Genomic DNA, 20660 nt, shown 5'->3' with positions numbered 1-20660 from the left:
CTCTCATTGGTTCGTGATATATGCAATGAAAGGAATGTGCCAACTTTTAAATTGTTGAATTTTATGAAGTTAAAATTTGTAAGAAGAAGGGTTTTAAATCTGATTGTCAAAATGAGAAAAAAGCCCAACATCGAGTTGGGCTTTTTGGGAATGATTAGAGGTTTAGAACTAACTACAAACCGGACAGGTTGGCATTTTCATCAGATTCATTTCTCGCCAAGACATGCTGAGCGCGTCCAAAATCAGAATTTTGCCTTTCTTTGGTTGGCCGTAATCAGCAATCACTTTGATCGTCTCCATCGCTTGTACTGCGCCAACAATACCCACAACAGGAGCCATGACTCCGGCTTCGACACAACTTAACGCACCGCTGCCGAAGAGGGCACTTAAGCACTGGTAACATGGTTGAGTTGGGTCGTCGTAAGTAAACACACTCACTTGGCCTTCCATACGAATAGCCGCGCCTGAAATTAGCGGTGTTTTAGTCGCAAAACATAGGCGGTTAAGTTGATTGCGCGTATCGACGTTATCTGATGCATCGACAACAATAGTGTGTTGCTTAATCAGGCTCTCTAACGCGGTATCATCAAGACGTTTTGCGATGGTATCTACGACAATGTGCGGATTAAGTTCACGTAGTGCATTGGCCGCCGAGTCTACCTTCTTACGACCAATATCCGCATCGTGGTGCAGCACTTGGCGCTGAAGGTTAGACAACTCGACGATATCATCATCAATCAGCGTGATTTTACCGACACCAGCAGTCGCCAAATATTGGCTTGATGCGCAGCCTAAACCGCCAGCACCAAGCATCAATACCGATGCTTGTTTGAGTGCTTCTTGTCCTTCAAAGTCAAACTGACGAAGAATGATTTGGCGGTTGTAACGCAACATTTCCTGATCGGAAAGAATATCCACAACGTCTTCCTAGTAAAGGGTTGAGTTGAATAGTTGAATCTGAACCGTTTCGCCCACTTCAACTCGGCCGCGTTCACGTTCCAATACAACAAAACAGTTCGCTAGGCTCATTGAGCGGAATGCACCAGAGCTTTGGTTACCGGTTGTTTCAACGACAAACTTGCCATCTTCCAATGTATAGATACCACGTTGGTAATCGGTACGACCTGGCGCTTTCTTAAAGGCGGTTTTGGTTGTTGCTGGAATAGATTCGGGTGCTTTCCATTCTGTATGGCCTGCAAGTTTTGCCAGCATTGGTTGAACAAGCACGTACATAGTAAGAACTGCAGAAACAGGGTTACCCGGCAGCCCACAGAACCAAGCTGTACTTAGCTTACCAAATGCGAAAGGTTTACCCGGCTTGATTGCTAACTTCCAGAAACCGATTTCACCAAGCTCTTCAAGAATGTCTTTGGTGTAATCCGCTTCGCCCACACTAACACCGCCTGAGGTTACAACCACATCTGCCAATGTTTGCGCTTGTTCAAAGGTTGCTTTCAGAGTCTCTGGGCAATCTGGAATGATACCAAGATCAACGGCTTCACAACCGAAGTTCTCGATAAGTGGTTTAATACCGTAACGGTTGCTGTCGTAGATCTGACCTTCGTCTAGCGGTTCGCCCAGTGGTTTAAGTTCATCACCAGTAGAGAAGAAAGCAACTTTTGGCTTACGTACTACTGTCACATGGCTAACACCAAGCGACGCAATCATCGGAATATCGCGAGGTGTCAAACGTGCACCTTTTGCCAGTACGATGTCGCCTTGTTTGATGTCGTCACCTGTTGGGCGGATGTTGTTTTGTGGCTTCACGTCGGTTTGGTTGAACTGAATGCCAGCATCTGTTACTTCAGTGTTTTCTTGCATGATAACGGCATCACAACCCTGTGGGATTTTTGCGCCAGTCATGATGCGAACACAGGTACCTTGAGGCCATTCACCTTCAAAAGGTTGTCCTGCAAATGATTTACCTGCCAGAGGCAATACAGAAGATGACTCAAGATCTTGAATGCGAATAGCGTAGCCATCCATTGCTGAGTTATCGAATGGCGGTACGTGGATAGGAGACAAGATATCTTCTGCCAGTACAAAACCGAGTGCTTCAGCAAGTGGAAGAGAAAGCGTTGTTTGGATAGGTTTGATTCGCGATAACATTTTGTCCATCGCTTCTTCAATTGGCATCAAGCCAGGTGCGTCGCAGCAGCCCATTGAGAAAATCCTGTGTTCTTTTGTTTTGTGGCAACTTTACCATAAAAGGGGACTGAGTAAGAATGTCCACCTATAAAATATGGGTGTAATTATTCAAAAATCCGAGTATCCTTGTCAGCCATCCAAAAGGGGTAAAAAACCTGCGGAGCTCAAGAAAATCAGCTCAGTACCTTCATCTGATGTGACTTGGTGTAAAGACACGAACTGAGCAACTCAAAGCGAAAAGTATGAATGCAATTTTGATTGGGTTTGTACGAAGGCTGAAGTAAAACAAAAGAGGAAGTGGAATGTCAGGTCTTAGCGAGTCAGCGAAGTTAGTAAAAGAAGCGCTAGAGCAACGCGGTTTGGAAACGCCAATGCGTCCAAACAACGTAAGTCGTGAAGAGAAGAAAGAGAAGATCGAACACCACATGCGTGAGATCTTAGGTCTACTTCAACTTGACCTCACTGACGATAGCCTAGAAGAAACCCCTCACCGCATTGCTAAGATGTACGTTGACGAAATCTTCTCTGGTCTGGATTACTCCAACTTTCCTAAAATCACGGTGATTGAGAACAAGATGAACGTGAGCGAGATGGTTCGCGTGAAGGACATCACGGTGACCAGCACTTGTGAACACCACCTTGTGACCATTGATGGCAAGGCTGCAGTGGCTTACATTCCACGTGGCAAGATCATTGGCCTATCAAAGATCAACCGTATCGTTCGCTTCTTTGCCCAGCGTCCACAAGTTCAAGAGCGTATGACTCAGCAAATTCTTGTTGCACTTCAAACGTTGCTTGAGTCCGATGATGTGGCAGTGACGATTGACGCAACACACTACTGCGTGAAATCTCGCGGTGTGATGGATGCAACCAGCGAAACCACGACAACAGCATTGGGCGGTATCTTCAAAAGCAACCCAGCAACGCGTGCCGAGTTTCTGCACGGTTTACGTTAGGTAACCAAGCACTATTCTAAGAGGATGGCAAACGCCATCCTTTTTTATGCTTGTTTAGAAAATGACTTCATGATTTCTGGCCAATACATTTTGACGTAACCTGCCGATACCCAAACAACCAATACAGTCGCGATACTGAGCTCTAGAAAACCAAAGTCGTGTAGCCAGTGCCAGTGAGGGTGCGATTCGGCAAAAAAAGAGGTTAAGCGATGCATTGCGATGGCGCTGATCACGGAAGGAAAGGTTACTGCCGCGATAGAAGGTTGAAACTTCAAGCGAAGTAAGCGGAAGTAACATAAGTAGATCAATAACGTCATAGTGATGGCGATCCCGGCCAATGCGCCTGTCAGTATCGGATCTGGTAAGGGAAAGTTCACCAAGTATGCTGCTAATGACAAGTTTACCGGCGCGGCCATAATCGCGAGGGTCGGTCTTGCTCGCCTTGGTAGAGAGCCGAAAAACACTAAACGATACAACACGAGTGGCAGCATGAAGAAATAAATGCCGATGCACATCATCGCTAACGTTTCGGAGAATAAGTTGTGACCTAGTTGAGAACCGGCTAGTGAACTACTGATCAGCCCCACCGGATAAAGAAACCAACTCGGTACGATATTGGACATTTTAAAGTTCATTAGCTGAAAGCTAAAAAACAGCACCATCATAGTAAAATGCAGCAAAAGCGCCATAAACCAAAGTGGATAAGCGATGATAGGCGCTACAGCGGCAAGATAATCTGCAAGGATCAGTAACGCCATACTCATTGGTGCCATTAAACTACCACTCAGCGGGTGACGAATGTCGACCATGAATAATCGTGGATTAGCGGCATATTTTATGAGTACAGGGGCGAGTAAAAGTGCGCCGAGTGACGCCAAAAATGGGCGTATCGGTTCACCAATCTCAGGAACATAGAGTGCCCAAGCTTGCCCTAAACCTATCATACCTAGTGCCAACGCGGCTTGAGACGGCGGGACACTATAAAACTGCACAAGTCTTCTCCAGTTCAAATCTACTCCATTTGATTTTTGCCTGAATGAAACGAAACATGACGATTTGGATGAAATGCTCTATTTAAGTAGCGAATACTAACAAGTATGGAGAGGGGTTTCTCATGAAAGGTGGTGAGCAAATATCAGAGAATGATAATTTTGTGAGTTTGGTATCGAATATTTGGGAAAAGATGTAAAAATGCAGAGTTTATCGCTCCAAACCCTTCGATAGTCTGGAGCGAAGTGATAACAAAGAGAATGTTATGTTGATTGATTCTCCGGTAGATCCTGTTGGCGTAACTTTTCGTTTTTGATTGTGCGATGCAGCAGCTGGCTGTAAATAGGTTGTCCACCCAACAATTGAGCAATAATCACAGCGCCCAAACAAGTAATGATCAATGGCAGGATTAAGTAGTAGTTATTCGTCATTTCAATCACTAACAGAATACCTGTAATCGGTGCACGTACCGTTGCTGCAAACAGGGCACCCATGCCCGCAATCGCAAATACACCAGGCTCGATATCAAGCGCAGGGAGTAAGACATCAGCACTTGCTCCGAACGCATAGCCAAATAAGGTTCCCAGAGCAAGCATAGGTGCAAAGATGCCTCCCGGCGCACCAGAACCAAAACAGAGCAGGGTTGTAATTACACGACCAAAGAAAAGCAAAACTAAAATGGATACCGAGTAGTTACCGTTAGTAATGTCAGGAATAAGGCCGATACCACCACCAGTTAGTTGGGGTACGTACAAAAGAAGCAAGCCAAACACGCCTCCCAGTAACGAACCTACAATCAAGTAGCGCTTACGATCGTTTTTGTGAATTGCGACAAAACTGTCTTGTGCCACGGTAATCAGTTTATTGAAGATCACGCCAAACACGCCAAACAATGCGCCAAGCAATAAAAACAGCCATAGGGTTTGAAGCTCTGGCGACTGGTATTGCGGCATAGTGATAACGGCGTCTTGCCCGTTGATGGCGCGAAACACTATGTTCGCCATAATGGCAGAAATGATCACTGCGCGAATTGAGATCAAAGAGTAGCGAAACTGAGGTCGCATTTCCTCCACAACGAACATAATGCCTGCGAGTGGGGCATTAAAAGCCGCAGCCAAACCGCCAGCAGCACCAGAAGCGAGCAGGGAGTGGCGGGTATCGTCATCCTTTACCCGGAATATATCGGTCACCATTCGACCTACAGCACCACCCATTTGAACGGTTGGGCCTTCACGACCCAGCACCATACCTGAGCCAAGTGCGCCCATGCCGCCGAAGAATTTTACTGGTAGAACTCGCCACCAGCGCACTGGACGAATATTATCCATTGCCCCTTCGATTTCAGGAATACCAGAACCTGCCGCTTCTGGCGCAAAGCGGTGCACAAGAAAATAGCCAATAAAAGCTAAAAGTGCGCTAATGAGAACCGCTGCCAGCCACAACGGTAGAACATTACCAATTTCGCTTCTTAACCATTCTGTTCGTGTTTCAGAAACGAAATGAACGGCAAGCTCGAAATACGTACCGACAAAACCAGCCAACGTACCCACAATGGCGGCCATAATGAGAACAGAAAATGGTGTTGACCCTCGAGAGACAAACTGGTTAATCGCATCTTTCGGTACGTGCGCCAACACAGATTTCACAATTCTCTCGCGTTTGGTCATTAACAAGCTCTCCTGTTGCTGGGGGAAGGGACGAAAGAAAGTATACGCTTCGCAGAGTCTAGACCTAATCAATAAAGATGCAATTTAGCTTTTCACTATTGAGTGTTCGAAGTGTCGCGATATTATTCATTCACTCAGATTGTGCTATTGCTCTCATAATTTAGGATAAAAAACTTGTTTTTTGAGAAAAATGAACCATGCTTTAATTGTAAAGCAACATGACTGCTTCAGAAGGAGGGATGTGAGGTTTTACACACAATTTGGATGGATTCAAACCCTACGGTAAGTCCTCGTTTTATGTTCGGGATGCATCAATAGACATCGCCGATTCGCACACTCACGATTGAGTAACGAGGTAGAGGCGCACGAACATGTGCGCCTTCTTAATTTCTGCGTTATAACTTTCATCACCATAACTTTCATCGCCACCTGCCACTATTTTTCTCTTGAACATTTTCTTGCAGTTAGTAATGTCTTGGTTCGATGTCAACCAACTAGAGCAGTGCATGCGCTTTTATCTTCGACTCTTACTTTCTTTATGTTGTTGTTCGGTAACGTTTCCGGCACTTTCAACGCCGAGCTGGTGGCAAGACACGTTGTCAGCAATGCCATATTCCAATTTAAAAGAACGTATAGAAAAAAGTGGAAGCTGGTATGGTTGCGAAGTGCAGTTGCGAGACAACTCAACGTTTATCAACGCATTTTGTTTGGATGATTTTTCGTACTACCAGCAGCACTTGTATGGTGAAGTGATTTTGAGAAGAGAAAGTGCTCAGTTCTCGTTTCTTACTGAATACGAGTGGCAGCGTCTGAATGACTTACTTCTCAACTTAAGAAAGGATGGGTTAGTTTTACGCAGAGTCACTATCGGAAAAGAGCAATATGATGTCGTTGAAGCTCTGGAAAAGAAATCTTCCGAGCTTGTCGATAAAGAAGTTATTTTGTTGATGAACCGCTATCCACAAGAAACGATTCGAAGTTTGCTTTGGGTAAAACCGGACGAGTTTCTGACGCCATCACCGTCCTTAAATGTGCACTTGCGCAGTGATGGCGAAATTATCGAGGTCAAAGTGACTCGTTTTTAGATTCTTTATGGAGAGATAGGAAGGTCGCCATTGCTGATTCATCCAAAAAACCATCCGATTTTTTGTGAGCGCGCAGGTATTGATATCCTGCAATTAGCTTGCGGTGTAGCTCTTCTGCATCGTCTGACAACGGCTGATTCATAACGTGTTGAAAGGCAAGTTTGTACGCATCCATATCCACGACTTCAGCACGGCGATATAAATAACCGCATCCCGTTGCTAACCATTCGAGAGAGCAATTGGCGCGCATTGCAATTTGATTTGCTTTAGTTAGGCTAGGTTCACTGCCTTTAAGGTATTTGCGTATTAAAGCTTCAGACACATCGACGCGTCGAGCGAACCCGCTGATGCTTTCTTCTCCGATCAGGGTGGCTAGGCGTTGGGCAAAAGACATATTTCGTACTCCAGTTCGAATTGCGAAAGTTTACCCGTTGAGCCGGTACGAAAACAAGACTACGATGAATGCAGATCAATTGAAGGAGAAAACCCATGGTTGCAAAAGTAGTAACTGCACCAAAAGGCCCAGAGTTCTCAGAGCTGGTTCAAGGATATTGGCGTGCAGTTGAGTGGGGAATGACGGCTCAAGAGCGTTTGTCATTCCTCAAGCAACACATTGAGTTAGGCATTACGACAGTCGATCACGCCGACATCTACGGTAATTACGAGTGTGAGGCGTTGTTTGGTGAAGCGCTAGCTTTAGACAAGAGTGTTCGTGAACAAATTCAGATCGTGACGAAATGCGACATCAATTTGTGTGGCGATAAAACGCCAGAGCGTAAGATCAATCACTACGACACGAGCTCAGCACATATCTACCAATCGGTGAATAGCTCGCTAGAACGTTTGAATGTGGATGAAATCGACGTACTTTTAATTCATCGTCCTGACGTGTTAATGGATGCAGACGAGGTTGCAGAAGCATTTTCTGAGCTTCACAAAGTCGGCAAAGTGAAGCACTTTGGTGTGTCTAACTTCACTCCACGCCAGTTTGAACTGCTGCAATCTCGCTTAGGTAAGCCGTTGGTTACTAACCAAGTGGAAATCAACCCACTTAACTTTGAGGTTGCTCACGATGGAACGCTTGATCAAATGCAAATGTTGCGCACGCGACCAATGGCTTGGTCTTGCCTCGGTGGTGGTTCAATTTTTAGCGGTGAAACTGAGCAAGCTGTTCGTGTCCGTAACGAATTAGAAGCAATTCGTGAAGAAGTGGGCGCAGCGAGTATTGACCAAGTAATTTATGCCTGGGTACGTCGTTTGCCATCTAACCCTGTTCCAATCATTGGTTCTGGTAAAATCGAGCGTGTGCAAACTGCAGTTAATGCATTGAACATCGAACTTACTCGAGAGCAATGGTATCGCGTATGGGTGGCTTCTAAAGGCCATGGTGTGCCATAGAATTGATATCTTATCGATGAAATTATTATTAAAGGCATCCTCTAGCAGGGTGCCTTTTTAGTTTTAGCGCGTTACTGTTTACCCATTATGGAAATGGAAAGAATGAAATTCGAGCAAAAATGGGCTTTGGATGTTAGCTGCAACTTTTTGCTTACTTTGGGTGGAGGAGTTTTACCCATGTTTGTTTTATGTCACTAAACAGCGAATGTGATGCTTGCTTTTTAGTCATTTTGTTCACTCATTCATTCATATTGCGTATGCTTATTGAATAATAAAGAAATAAAAAACTCGTCAGTTTTCTCGTATTACATGCTGTAACAATCTGTTAGACTCCGGCGCAGATTGTGGAATATAAAAAGGTGATTGAATGTCTTTTCCCGTACTCATCTGTGATGATTCAGCGTTAGCACGCAAACAGATGGCGAGATCACTACCAGCCACATTGAATGCCGATATTACGTTTGCTATCCACGGAAAAAACGCGCTAGAAGAACTCGAAAAAAACGAGTTTAAATTGATGTTTCTTGATTTGACCATGCCAGAAATGGATGGCTTTGAAACACTAGAGCACATGCAACGGTTGGGGGATAAAACTCCGGTGGTTGTTGTGTCGGGGGATATCCAACCTAAAGCGAAAGAGCGCGTGTTCGCACTGGGTGCAAAAGCGTTTATTCAAAAACCGATCGCCAAAGATGAACTCAAGAAGGCGCTTAAAGAGTTGGTCGAGCCAGAACCTCGTCCTCAAATTATCACGCCTGTCTCTATTGAGTTACCGATTTTACGTCGTCGCGATATTTACATGGAAGTGGCTAACGTTTCAATTGGTCGAGCAGCCGATGCATTGGCGCGTCACTTTGATGTGTTTGTGCAACTACCTCTGCCGAACGTCAATATCTTTGAAGTGAGCGAACTTCACATGGCCCTACGCGACTTGGCGTCGCATGACAACGTATCGGGTGTTTGTCAGGGATTTTGTGGCGAAGGTATTGCTGGCGAAGCGCTAGTGATTTTGAGTGATTCAAGCGTATCTGATCTCAAAAAGTTGATGAAAGTACCAGCAGACAGCGAAGAGCTAGAAGAGCTTGAGCTGCTAATGGATATTTCTAATATTTTGGTGGGGTCGTTCTTAAATGGTTTAGGCGAGCAGTCTGAAGTCCGATTCTTCCAAAGTCCACCGGTACTCCTTGGTCAGCACATCTCAATTGACTCGATCATTGAATCTACAACTGGAGCATTCAGCCGCACGATGACATTCGAAGTGAGCTACAACATTGAAGGAACGTCGATTCGTTGTGACTTGTTGTTTATGTTTGTGGACGAATCCTTGCCGCTGCTTGATAACAAACTGTCTTATCTAATGGAGGAGTTCTAATGTTGAATATGCCAGCAGAGTTTGAACAATTCCATTGGATGGTGGATATGGTACAAAACGTTGACATGGGCTTAGTGGTCATTGATCGAGATTACAATGTACAGGTCTGGAATGGGTTTATGACTCATCACAGTGGTTTGCAGTCTCATGATGCGATAGGTCGTTCTATATTTGATATCTTCCCTGAAATCCCACAGGAGTGGTTTAAATTAAAAACAAAACCAGTGTATGACCTAGGCTGTCGCAGCTTCATCACATGGCGACAACGACCTTACTTATTCTGCTGTCGCAATGTTCGACCAGTTACGCAGCAAGCGGAGTTTATGTACCAGAATGTTACGTTGAACCCAATGCGCACACCGACTGGAAAAATCAACTCGTTGTTTTTGTCTATACAAGATGCGACTGCTGAAGCTCTGATGTCTCAGAATCAATAGCGATAAAAAACTTTCTCAAAAGCCAAGGTCCGCCTTGGCTTTTTTGTATACTTATAATTGTGTTTCCCAATGCGTAGAACGTGAACATGGACTTTAATCTCGCCCTAAAACTCTACACCGCAGAGCAAGTAAAAAACGGTGAAACGCTGGCTGCGCAAATGGCTGGTGTTTCTATGTATAGCTTAATGCAACGCGCTGGTATGGCCGTGTATGAGCGCTTTTTACATCTGTATCCTAAATCAAAAAATATCTTAGTGATTTGCGGTAAAGGGAATAACGGTGGCGATGGTTACGTATTTGCATCTCTTGCGAAACAAGCTCAACTCAATGTACATGTTTTCCAAATTGGTGATGTATCTGCGCTAAAAGGTGATGCTTTGCGCGCATACCAAGATTGGCAGTCAATCGACGGTGTTAACAATGATTGGGATGAATGGAATACCGCATTGTTAGAGGCAGATGTGATCATTGATGCCATGTTAGGTACTGGTTTAAGCGGTGAGGTTCGTTCGGAGTATCGTCGCTATATTGACCAAATTAATCAAATTCATACCCCTGTGATTGCAGTCGACGTTCCTTCTGGTCTGTGTGCTAATACAGGTGCAGTTTTAGGTGATGCTATTCGTGCCGAGCATACAGTAACCTTCATTGGGGTTAAGCAAGGCTTATGCACTGGACAAGCGAGAGATCGCGTTGGCGAGCTCTACTTTTGTGGTTTAGGCGTCAATACTAAGTTTGATACTATCGAAGTAGAAAGTGCATTAGGTATTGATCATCAGGTTGTTTCAAGATTAATGCCCAAGCCAAATCCAACGGTCCATAAAGGTGACAACGGGAAGTTGCTTTGTGTTGGTGGCAACCAAGGGATGTCTGGGGCGATTCGTTTATGTTCCTCCGCAGCGATTAGAACCGGAGCGGGTTTAACTGCCGCAATTACTCACACGAGTAGCCTTATTCCACTGCAGGTTGGTTGCCCAGAAGTAATGAGCCAGAGCATCACCACTGACTTGCTCAGGGATACTGAGAACGACTTAACTAAACGCATACGCTGGGCTGACGTATTAGTGTTTGGTCCTGGCTTTGGAGATGATGAGTGGGCTTATCAAGCCTATCAATATCTGGCTCAAGAGCAGAAACCTAAAGTTGTTGATGCTGATGGCCTCAATATTCTAGCGATGCTGAGCCAGCGATGCGATGGCACTCTAGTGTGCGACAACCATCGAGTGATCACGCCGCATCCTGGAGAGGCAGCTCGACTACTAAATGTAACCATTCAACAAATAGAAAGTGACCGATACTCTGCTGCAAGACAACTGCAAGAGCGTTATGGCGGTGTAGTGGTTTTAAAAGGCGCGGGGACGCTTATTTACGATGGAACGAGAATGTACGTCTGTCTAGCGGGTAACGCCGGAATGGCGACGGGGGGAATGGGAGATGTGTTATCTGGAGTCATTGGTGCATTACTAGCCAAAGGTTTACCAATTTCTGTTGCCGCACGTTTAGGTGTGGTACTTCACAGTCATGCTGCTGATATAAACGTGAGTCAGAATGGTCAAATTGGTCTTTTGGCAAGTGATGTCGTTAGCACTCTTCGTACCGCTATCACCCAAGAGCTCTATCGAGTTTAATTAGATTTCATGCATTGCTGAGAAAATTCGTCGATTTTTTTGAGTACTTTTTTCGAATTAGCAGGGCATCTTAGTATTAGGTGATTGAGTTTTAGGCAGATTTGAGAGGTGATGCGTTTTGATTTTTAAGATATAACGCAAAGGTTTAACTTAAGTGCTTTCTCAAGTTGTTGATAGATATAAATAATAAGAGGTTTTGATGACTTGGGGAGCGTTTTTGATATGCGATTATCAAGATGGTATCACAAAAAAAATTCAAATATCAGACTTGTAGGAAATAAATCACAGCCTATAATGCTGAAAACCGGAGCGTCTGCCAACGCTCCGGTTTTTTTGTGTCCGAAGAACAGTGAACTCGTCTGCCAACGAAATCACTACGCACTCTGAAATGACACATATACATATGAATCAAGGAATTACACAATGCGTATCGAACAAGAACTTAAGTTAGGTTTTAAAGATGTACTGTTTCGCCCGAAACGTTCTACCCTTAAGAGCCGTTCTCAAGTAAATTTAACCCGCGATTTTACATTCAAGCATAGTGGTCGTCAATGGTCTGGTGTGCCAGTAATCGCAGCAAACATGGATTCGGTTGGTAGCTTTGCAATGGCTAAAGCGCTGGCTGAGCATGGTGTAATGACCGCTGTTCACAAACATTACACGGTAGAAGATTGGGCTGAGTTTGCTAAATCAGCAGATAAAGTAACCATGAATAACGTTATGGTGTCTACGGGAACATCTGACGCAGACTTCCAAAAAACCAAAGACATCATGGCACTTTCAGATGAATTTATTTTCATTTGTATCGACATTGCAAATGGTTACTCAGAGCATTTGGTCGAGTATGTTGAACGCGTGCGAGCAGAGTTCCCAGACAAGGTCATTTCTGCAGGCAACGTGGTTACTGGTGATATGTGTGAAGAGCTAATCCTAGCTGGTGCAGACATCGTTAAAGTGGGTATCGGCCCAGGCTCAGTTTGTACAACTCGTGTAAAAACGGGTGTTGGTTACCCGCAGCTTTCTGCAATCATCGAGTGTGGCGATGCAGCGCACGGCCTTGGTGGCATGATCGTCGGTGACGGTGGCTGTTCTTGTGCGGGTGACGTAGCGAAAGCATTCGGTGGTGGCGCGGATTTCGTAATGCTAGGCGGGATGCTAGCGGGTCACGAAGAGTCAGGCGGCGAAGTGATCGAGAAAGACGGCGAGAAGTTCATGAAATTCTATGGCATGTCGTCGAAGAGCGCGATGGATAAGCACTCAGGTGGTGTCGCTGGCTACCGTGCGGCCGAAGGTAAAACCGTATTATTGCCATACCGTGGTAGCGTTCACGGTACTATTCAAGACATCCTTGGAGGCGTTCGCTCAACTTGTACATACGTAGGTGCAGCAAAGCTTAAAGAGCTAACCAAGCGTACTACATTCATCCGCGTTCAAGAACAAGAGAACAACGTGTTCGGTAAAGAGTAAATCGACTGAATGTAACAAGTGTAAAAGCAACCATATATTGATATTTGGTGCAACCATAATTTGATATTGCCTCTTCATAAGTCTATTGCTTTTTAAGTTTATGACATTTTTGAAGGGGCTATTTTATATCTGCTTTAGGATGAAATACCTAGCTAAGTGAGTTTGCTTAACACTTCTATCATGGCGTAGGTTTTTCCAACTTGAGCATTGTAATTTCTCAAACTTAACTAAGCGGCAATGAAAATACATGCTTAACCATAGGAGCCATCGTAATCGCTAAGTCATTAAATAGGCGAGGTCTTCCAGGTTGGTTCCCTTGCTTGATTTGCTTCCATAGCTGAACAGTCTCTTAATTAAAAATGTCTGTTAACAGCGGGTGATTAAAGCTTGGTTGTTGTGTTTCCAATTGGTTGTTCTGTAGCGAGGCTGGCTGTTAGCCTAAGTATATGAGTGAACTTAGCTGCTCAGCTCATGGGTTGAAGATTTAGTTGCCTGATTTAGGAAACAAAGCTAGTACCCGGCACTAATTTGAATTTTAAGGTAATAAATCACGAATTTAACAGTAGAAGTGAAAGACATGCGCTTAATCTGATTAAGCGCATTTTCTGTGTTTTAAGTTTAGTATTTCACTTCGTAGTTCAAGTGGAAGCGACGACCCGGTGCGTTGTAGTAACGTGAGTTGTTACGCTCTGATTGCGCGTACGCCGTCATGTAGTCTTCGTTGAATAGGTTTTCTACAGCGAAGCTTAACGTACCGAATGGAAGATCGTAGTCCACACCTGCGTTTGCAACGAAGTAGCTGTCTACTGCGTATTTCGCGCCAGAAGTGATTTCATCTTCTTTATCACGGTTGCCTGAGTAAACCAGCGTCATGTTGTAGCGACCGAATTCGTAAGTGTCGTAGCTGATAACAGACGTTACTTTCAGTGGTGCGATACGTGTACCGTCTAGTGGTTCCCAGCCGCTGTCTTCGTTAAGCTTACGCTCACCTTCTTGCCAAGAGATGGTGCTGTCTGTACGAAGGTTAGCAAGAATGCTGTAACCAAGCGTTGCTTCCGCGCCCCAAACTTTCTCTGGTGCACGAGTACTTTCTAGCGCATCGCCTGCTTCGTTTACGTTCAGTGTCGAACCTAGGTCAGATTCGCTGTAGAACGCAGCAAGAGAGTAGTCTGCTTCACCAAGGAAACCGCGCACACCCACTTCGTAGTTGTCTGTAGTGATTGGCTTGATAGCACCTTCAACGGTCGAGCTGTTACCAGAACGAATGTCACGTAGTGCTTCGTTCGTTGACATACCTTGCGCGAAAGACGCAAACAGCTGGTGGTTGTCGGTCAGATCGTGTGTCACACCAATGTTGAATAGGAACTCGTCAAAGTACGGATCACCGCCTTGAACTTGGTCACCTGCGTTGTTGTGCGTGTTACCTACAGTGAAATCATCCACGCTTAGACGTACGTACTCGTAACGGATACCGTAAGAAAGAACGGTGTTGTCGCTTACATCAGTGATGAACTGAGCGAATGGTGCGATAGCAAATTGCTCTACATCCGGTGTGTTGTTGTAGAAACCGACGCTGTTTGGCTGTTTGAACGACTGTTGTTCAACGTCCATACCCCAAGTAACGAATGCCCAATCAATTTGGCTAGAGATGTTAGCTTTCACGCCGAAACGATCAAAATCTGTCTCGTTGTGGCCGTATAGTGTTTGACCAAAGGTTGGAGAATTTGGGTTCTTGTCTTTCATCGCAAGCGTGAATGTCTCAGTGTCTTGAGTCATCCAGTAACCTGTTACATCTAGCATACCTAGGCTAAAGCCCAGATCTTGGTAACGTGCTTGGTAGTTAGCGAACGTGCGTGTTGCATCGTTTGGTTTCGCGCCATCTTTACCTGCAACGCCGTTGTTGTAACCTGAACCACAGTGAACCGCTTCTGCAGGTTTGCCGTTAGCTGCGTCACCATTCGCTGCACACCAGCCGTCGTTATCAGTAATGTTACGAACGCCGAAAGTGAAAGTAAGCGAACGATCTTCGTCGATGTTATGGTTCCAAACGCCGTTTACGTTTAGGTTGTCCATGTCATCTTCGTTGTTTACCGAAGGTAGGCGGTCATCGTTAGCATCGTAGCTGCCACCACGTTGCTCGTAACCCAGACCCAGACGCCATTGGTCTTTCTCATCACCGCCTGTCGCTTCTTGGTACACGTTCCAAGTGAACGCATCGCTACCAAACTCTTGGAAGCTTGTGCCAACTTTAGTGCGGTATTCTACTGCGCCTTCTTTTGGCATTTTTGTGATCACGTTGATGATACCGCCCTGCGCACCAAGGCCGTAAACCGCAGAACCACCACGGATAACTTCGATACGTTCAACATTTTGTGGATCTATCGCCGACAACTCTTGGCCAAAATCTAGGAAGCTGTTGTTTTGTGCAACACCGTCAATCAATAGCAAAACGCGACGACCACGGATTTGGTTTTGACCTTTGCTGCTCAGGTTACCGTGAACAGAAGTCCCCATACCTGGAACCAAGGTTGAAAGCACATCGTTGATGCTGCGGCTTTGGTTCAATTGAGATTGAAGTTGTGCTTGGTCGATAACGGTCACAGAGCGAGGAACGTCGTTAAGCAGCTGTTGAGAACGGCTTGCGGTAACAACCATTGTTTCCATTGCTTGGACTTGGTCGTTACTTTCCGCTGAAACGCCGAAAGGTGAAAGAGTAATTGCACTTACCACTGCAATATTTAGCTTAGATAGTTTGAGTTTCATAACTTCCTGCAACTAAAAGTTGTCTTTTGTAAACTTGTTAATAAATTGATTTAGCTAGCGATTATTGAGCACTTTGTAATTACGTGGTAGTCTAGCACGCAAAGAAGTAATGTAAATATCAATAATTATCATTTGTAATTTAATGGGCAATTTTACAGCAGTCGTTATCATTTCAATAATTAGCCAAATGCTGTCTATTCAGCTTTCTTATGCAAGTGGCTTGAACGCATCGGTCGTCGATGATCTAGACCATACAATTTCAACATCAAATGTGACTCATTTCCCGCGTGTTGCAAGCGTATCTACCTTTGGCGCGGAGCTAGTATTAGCAATGGGTGAGACGCCTGTTGGCGTGTCTGATTACCCTGGTGGATTTCCTCCTTATCTTTCCGCTTTAAATGACGTGCCAAGTCTTGGTAATCGCTCAAGAACCAGCTTTGAAGCTTTGTACGATGTGAAGCCCGATTTGGTCGTTGGATTGGGGCGAATGTTAGAGCCTTATTATCAGCGTTTCGTCGAAATTGCACCGCCTCTAGGCTTTGATTTGATTACGTTAGAAGACAGTTTTTCTGCGGTAGAGCGTGCAAGCATGGCAATAGGGCGAGAAGGGCAGGGCAATGCACTAAATATGTGTTTTCAGGGTTTTCTTAATGAGATGCAATCAAAGCTTGGTAAAAGACAGCTTTCTGGCCTATTTCTGACAAGCGCAGGCGTCACTCCGCGAGCATACTACTCACACTTTATGTCCGTGGCTCTTATGGAAAAATTGAATATCCGAAGTGCGAATGGTGACTCGCCGTACGCGACGAAAACGCCGTTTTCTGGGCAAGTGGGTCTTGAGTGGTTGGTGAAACTCGATCCAGATGTGATTTTCATGTACCAGAACGCCGAGCCACAATTTACCGAATCGAAAATTTGGCAGAGCTTAAAAGCGGTGAAGAACAATCGAGTTTACTTGGTTGATATGACATGGCGAGAGCCAGAAGGGCCACTTTCACGAATTTGGGTCGCGATGGATATCGCCCACAAAGTGTATCCCGATCTTTTCCCAGCGCCTTCTGTTGAACGAGTTTATGAGGTGATCAATGGCTCATGCTCTTAGGGTAACCAAACCAAGTGCGGTGATGGTTCGCAGCTTGACGACGGTTTTGCTGCTAGCAGTGGTTTATGCGTCTTTGTCGAGTGGGATTTACCGTTTTGATGCGCTGCAAATCATGGCGTTTTTGATTTCTGATTCAAGCAGCCAAGCATCTTTAGTGTTTTGGGAATTGCGTTTACCTCGTACCTTAATCGCACTCTTTGGTGGGGCGGCGTTGGCGGTATCAGGCTCGCTCATGCAAGACATCGTTCGCAACCCGTTAGCGTCTCCAAACCTGACTGGTGTTATGTCTGGCGCAGCGCTTAGCGTGTTGACGGCGACCATGTTCTTGCTGCCATTGCCAACTTTGTTTTGGGGGATTGTGGGGGGATTGCTTGGCGGTGCCATTACCTTATCCATCAGTTGGAAACAGGGCGTCACACCAGCGCGGTTGGCGTTAGCTGGCATTTCTGTGAGTGCATTTTGCCAAGCTGCGGTGACCTACATTCTGCTGTCGGATCGTGTAGACAGTGAGTCACTGTTTTTCTGGTTAACGGGCAGTAACGCGGGCGCGAATTGGTCGGTGTTTACGCCGCTTATCTACACCGTCATTCCGGCGTTTATCTTGCTTGCGGTTACACATCGACAGCGTGGTTACTTACTGCTGGATGACACGGTTGCTCGTGGTCTAGGTATCGCAATTAACCGTTATAGATTGGCGTTTGGTTTTGTTTCTGTTGTGCTTACTGCGGTTGCGGTTGGTGCATTTGGTCCTGTTGGTTTTGTTGGCCTTGTTGCCCCTCATCTCGCACGCATGATGGGATTGGGGCTTGGCGGCGCAGCTGTTATTGGTGCGGCACTCGTCACCGCAGCGGATCTCCTTTCTCGAACCCTGCTTATGCCGCTGGAAATTCCTATTGGCGTCATTACCGCGACATTAGGTGCGCCTTGGTTTCTTATGTTGATTGTCCGTAAGCTGAGAGGGAATTAATGAAAACACGTTTCTTATTCCCTTGCTTGGCTTTGCTGGTGTTCGCTCCTGCGCTGTTTATCGCCTCTAACTCAGAGCTTAGACAAGTAGGCGAGCTGTTTATTACTCATGGTACTTATCACCCATTTTGGTCGCTAACCTTATCAAGATTTTTGCTGGCGATAATGGCGGGTATGATGCTGGCAGTTTCAGGCTTATTGCTGCAAACCACCCTTAAAAACCCGTTGGCAGACAGCGGTATTTTAGGTGTGAACGCTGGTGCTTCTCTTGGTGCCGTTTGTGCGATTTTGTTGCCCGCTTGGTTTAATTGGAATATCACCACAGAAAGCGCATTGCTGCTGTTTTCAATGGCGGGTGGTTTGCTCAGTGCGATTCCTGTTTTGATCGTGAGCCGAATCGGAAATACCAGTCTAACTCTACTCACAGGTGTGGCGATCACGGCGATTCTTGGCGCATTGAGTTCGGCGCTGATCTTCACTATTGGTCAGGGTAAAACCGACATCGCATTGCAATGGATGGCAGGTGGCATGTATGGCCGAGGTTGGGAGCAAGTGAGTTATCTTTTGCCTTGGTTCTTGGCCTGTTTAGCGTTCATCGCTTTGGTGTATTTGCCATTGAAATGGGTACGCTACGATGACGCGATTTTGCGTGGTATTGGTATCAATGGTGATCTGCTGCGTTTGGGGATTTTGTTAGGTACGGTATTTATTACTGCGCCCGCCGTTTCAGCTGTTGGGCCAACTGGTTTTGTGGGATTGGTGATTCCGCACATTGCACGTTTGCTCAGTGCGAATGATCCTTTGCGAACCATGTTTACGACTTTGATTTTCGGCGCTGGCTTCCTCGCTCTTTCGGATGTTTTAGCCAAACACTTACTGTTCCCAACCGAAATTCCAGCGGGCGTGATTACCGCACTGCTTGGTGTGCCATTTTTCCTCTTCTTGTTAAGGAAACATTCATAATGACCCTATCTTCAAAAGGGCTTGAAGGGCAATCGCTCACCTCAGGCTACAACGATACGATGATCTTGAACGATGTGAACATCCGTCTTCAAGAAGGTAAGGTAACGGCGTTCATTGGTCCAAATGGGTGCGGTAAAAGTACGCTGATGAAGACCTTAACCGGTGCGATCAAAGCGAAAAAAGGCGACGTGACTTTTAAAGGCAAAGCGCTTAACCAATGGAAGCTTAAAGATCTCGCTAAACACATTGCGATTCTGCCTCAACATCCTACGGCACCAGAGGGCGTATTGGTCGAGCAACTTGTTGCGCTTGGTCGTGTTGCTCATCGCAAGTGGTATCAGGGCAACAGCGAGCGTGACCAAGAAGTGATTACTGAATCACTTGCTTCTGTCGGGTTGGCTGGCTACGAAAAGCGTGTGGTTAGCACGTTGTCGGGTGGTGAGCGTCAGCGCGTTTGGCTGGCGATGTGTTTGGCGCAAGAAGCACAGTGGTTATTGCTAGATGAACCAACCAGTTATCTCGATTTAGGTCACCAACTCGAGTTACTCGAAGTACTCGATAAGTTGAACAAGGAACGCAACTTAACCATCGTTTATGTTCTGCATGAACTGAGCCAAGCTGCGCAGTTCTGCGATGAACTGGTACTAATGAAAAAAGGTCAGATCTTAAAACAGGGAGCGCCTTTGGATGTGCTCACTGAATCGACCCTTGAATCGGTGTTTAAAGTGGAAGGAAAAATGGAAGTCATTGATGGCTACGTTTACTGTTTACCAAAAGCTTATGTTCGTGAGGAAGTGCGTTAATGGAAAACCTGTTTAATCAGTTTCGTACTTTAGTGGCTTTGCCTGAGAATGTTAAAACGCTGACTATCGCAGAGCAGCAAGCCCTATTGAATCGACATGAACCTTTCTTCCGCTTGCGCTTTGTTGAACAGCCGAAAGGCATCAAAGCCAGTGAATGGTTTGAGCGTGAGTTTCCTGCTGTTGTGCAAGATTACGCAAACTCTATTGAGGCAAAGCTGCCATTTGCCGTACCGATCTGGCAGAAAGTGTTTAACGCGATTTTGCTGACGTCGCTGGTCGGTCATCGGGTAGTATTTGATCGTGTGCTGCAATTAACACTCGATGACCTGTATCTGACCATTGGTGAAGACCATCGTGTCGCAAGCATTGAAGTGTCGAGTGCAACACTTTTCTTTTCTCTTGAAAGTGACAACGAAGCGATGCAAGTGGAATCGGAACTGGCGTTAGATGAGAAACTCGCGCAAGTCATTAAGACGCTCTCAGAACCATTGGTGCCGTTGTACAAAAAGCAGAAAGTCAGCCCGAAAGTGTTTTGGGGGAATGCCTTGTACGCGTGTGATTTAGCATTTTCTAAACTTGCGCATCAACCATTGGCCAATGACACGTTAGATCTAGATGTGCAAGCGGCATCAAAGTGGCAGCAAAACCTATTTAACGCGGTTACACCAAAAGGCGGTGAATTAAACGCAGTGAAAAAGGTGATCTTTAATGGCTTTCAAAAGCTCTACGTGAGAAGAGAAACGTGCTGTCTGAAATACAAAATTGAAGGCAAAGAGAAGTGCTCAACCTGTAACTTGCACGATTCAGAAATCCAAGAAAACATCATGCGTATGAACATGCTTGGGTTATTTCAGTAAAATCGATAAATTATCATTTTTTATTGACCACATGTAATTTCAGTAAAAGTCGCTTATT

18 protein-coding genes are annotated in these 20660 nt (G+C 45.5%); 12 read left to right on the top strand and 6 right to left on the bottom strand.

Translation table 11 applies throughout. The annotated features are described in order from the left end of the window. Positions 1-168: 168 nt before the first annotated feature. Both moeB and moeA read right to left on the bottom strand, forming a co-directional pair. A complete protein-coding gene (moeB, locus tag R7H07_RS02130) occupies positions 169-918 on the bottom strand; it encodes a molybdopterin-synthase adenylyltransferase MoeB (protein ID WP_053349250.1) in 750 nt (249 codons plus the stop codon). Between the two features lie 9 nt (positions 919-927). Next, entirely contained in the window at positions 928-2163 is a 1236-nt protein-coding gene (gene moeA, locus R7H07_RS02125; protein WP_017635208.1) for a molybdopterin molybdotransferase MoeA, read from the bottom strand. 287 nt (positions 2164-2450) lie between these two features. Between moeA and folE the strand changes: the two genes are divergently transcribed. After that, positions 2451-3104: a GTP cyclohydrolase I FolE gene (folE, locus tag R7H07_RS02120; RefSeq protein WP_005373478.1), complete on the top strand. Its 654-nt coding sequence runs from the start codon at positions 2451-2453 to the stop codon at positions 3102-3104. 44 nt (positions 3105-3148) lie between these two features. Here the strand turns inward: folE and R7H07_RS02115 are convergent, their stop codons facing one another. After that, positions 3149-4096, bottom strand: coding sequence for a TDT family transporter (locus R7H07_RS02115; RefSeq protein ID WP_005373475.1), 948 nt, complete (start codon positions 4094-4096; stop codon positions 3149-3151). Between the two features lie 261 nt (positions 4097-4357). Then, positions 4358-5761, bottom strand: a complete 1404-nt coding sequence (gene clcA / locus R7H07_RS02110) for a H(+)/Cl(-) exchange transporter ClcA (protein WP_005373473.1) — start codon at positions 5759-5761, stop codon at positions 4358-4360. Positions 5762-6231: 470 nt separating this feature from the next. On the opposite strand from clcA, the gene R7H07_RS02105 reads away from it, so the two are divergent. After that, on the top strand, positions 6232-6846 hold the full coding sequence (locus R7H07_RS02105; RefSeq protein ID WP_080996737.1) for a hypothetical protein: 615 nt from the start codon (positions 6232-6234) through the stop codon (positions 6844-6846). Here the strand turns inward: R7H07_RS02105 and R7H07_RS02100 are convergent. Then, entirely contained in the window at positions 6827-7240 is a 414-nt protein-coding gene (locus R7H07_RS02100) for a helix-turn-helix domain-containing protein (protein WP_005387686.1), read from the bottom strand. The two genes, R7H07_RS02105 and R7H07_RS02100, sit on opposite strands and share 20 nt — an antisense overlap. A gap of 95 nt (positions 7241-7335) precedes the next feature. Between R7H07_RS02100 and R7H07_RS02095 the strand changes: the two genes are divergently transcribed. From R7H07_RS02095 to R7H07_RS02075, 5 genes are all read left to right on the top strand, one after another. Then, entirely contained in the window at positions 7336-8244 is a 909-nt protein-coding gene (locus R7H07_RS02095; RefSeq protein ID WP_206958769.1) for an aldo/keto reductase family oxidoreductase, read from the top strand. 367 nt (positions 8245-8611) lie between these two features. Next, the gene (locus R7H07_RS02090; RefSeq protein WP_005373466.1) at positions 8612-9616 is read left to right on the top strand and encodes a response regulator; all 1005 of its coding nucleotides are present in this window, start codon (positions 8612-8614) and stop codon (positions 9614-9616) included. After that, positions 9616-10053 carry a PAS domain-containing protein gene (locus tag R7H07_RS02085; protein ID WP_005373463.1) on the top strand — a complete coding sequence of 146 codons (438 nt, stop codon included), beginning with the start codon at positions 9616-9618 and terminating at the stop codon, positions 10051-10053. The genes R7H07_RS02090 and R7H07_RS02085 overlap by 1 nt, the downstream gene beginning before the upstream one ends. 86 nt (positions 10054-10139) lie before the next feature. Further along, on the top strand, positions 10140-11681 hold the full coding sequence (locus tag R7H07_RS02080) for an NAD(P)H-hydrate dehydratase (RefSeq protein ID WP_206958771.1): 1542 nt from the start codon (positions 10140-10142) through the stop codon (positions 11679-11681). A 423-nt stretch (positions 11682-12104) separates the two neighbouring features. Further along, positions 12105-13148, top strand: coding sequence for a GMP reductase (locus R7H07_RS02075; RefSeq protein ID WP_005373458.1), 1044 nt, complete (start codon positions 12105-12107; stop codon positions 13146-13148). Positions 13149-13766: 618 nt separating this feature from the next. Here the strand turns inward: R7H07_RS02075 and R7H07_RS02070 are convergent. Next, positions 13767-15911: a TonB-dependent receptor gene (locus R7H07_RS02070; protein WP_065275198.1), complete on the bottom strand. Its 2145-nt coding sequence runs from the start codon at positions 15909-15911 to the stop codon at positions 13767-13769. Between the two features lie 142 nt (positions 15912-16053). On the opposite strand from R7H07_RS02070, the gene R7H07_RS02065 reads away from it, so the two are divergent. From R7H07_RS02065 to R7H07_RS02045, 5 genes are read left to right on the top strand one after another with little or no spacing between them, the layout of a single operon-like run. After that, positions 16054-17013, top strand: a complete 960-nt coding sequence (locus tag R7H07_RS02065; protein WP_065275199.1) for an ABC transporter substrate-binding protein — start codon at positions 16054-16056, stop codon at positions 17011-17013. Then, positions 16997-17980 carry a FecCD family ABC transporter permease gene (locus R7H07_RS02060; RefSeq protein WP_065275200.1) on the top strand — a complete coding sequence of 328 codons (984 nt, stop codon included), beginning with the start codon at positions 16997-16999 and terminating at the stop codon, positions 17978-17980. The genes R7H07_RS02065 and R7H07_RS02060 overlap by 17 nt, the downstream gene beginning before the upstream one ends. Then, on the top strand, positions 17980-18942 hold the full coding sequence (locus R7H07_RS02055; protein ID WP_206958773.1) for a FecCD family ABC transporter permease: 963 nt from the start codon (positions 17980-17982) through the stop codon (positions 18940-18942). Before R7H07_RS02060 ends, R7H07_RS02055 begins: the two co-directional genes overlap by 1 nt. After that, entirely contained in the window at positions 18942-19745 is an 804-nt protein-coding gene (locus R7H07_RS02050) for an ABC transporter ATP-binding protein (RefSeq protein ID WP_009705685.1), read from the top strand. Before R7H07_RS02055 ends, R7H07_RS02050 begins: the two co-directional genes overlap by 1 nt. After that, positions 19745-20602 carry a (2Fe-2S)-binding protein gene (locus R7H07_RS02045; protein ID WP_065275202.1) on the top strand — a complete coding sequence of 286 codons (858 nt, stop codon included), beginning with the start codon at positions 19745-19747 and terminating at the stop codon, positions 20600-20602. Before R7H07_RS02050 ends, R7H07_RS02045 begins: the two co-directional genes overlap by 1 nt. The last annotated feature ends 58 nt before the right edge of the window (positions 20603-20660 follow it).

Origin of the sequence: Vibrio sp. Vb1127 (assembly GCF_033338735.1) — a bacterium.
Lineage (GTDB): Bacteria > Pseudomonadota > Gammaproteobacteria > Enterobacterales > Vibrionaceae > Vibrio > Vibrio alginolyticus.
The sequence above is the reverse complement of the archived record's forward strand: the minus strand, read 5'-3'. Positions and strand labels throughout refer to the sequence as shown.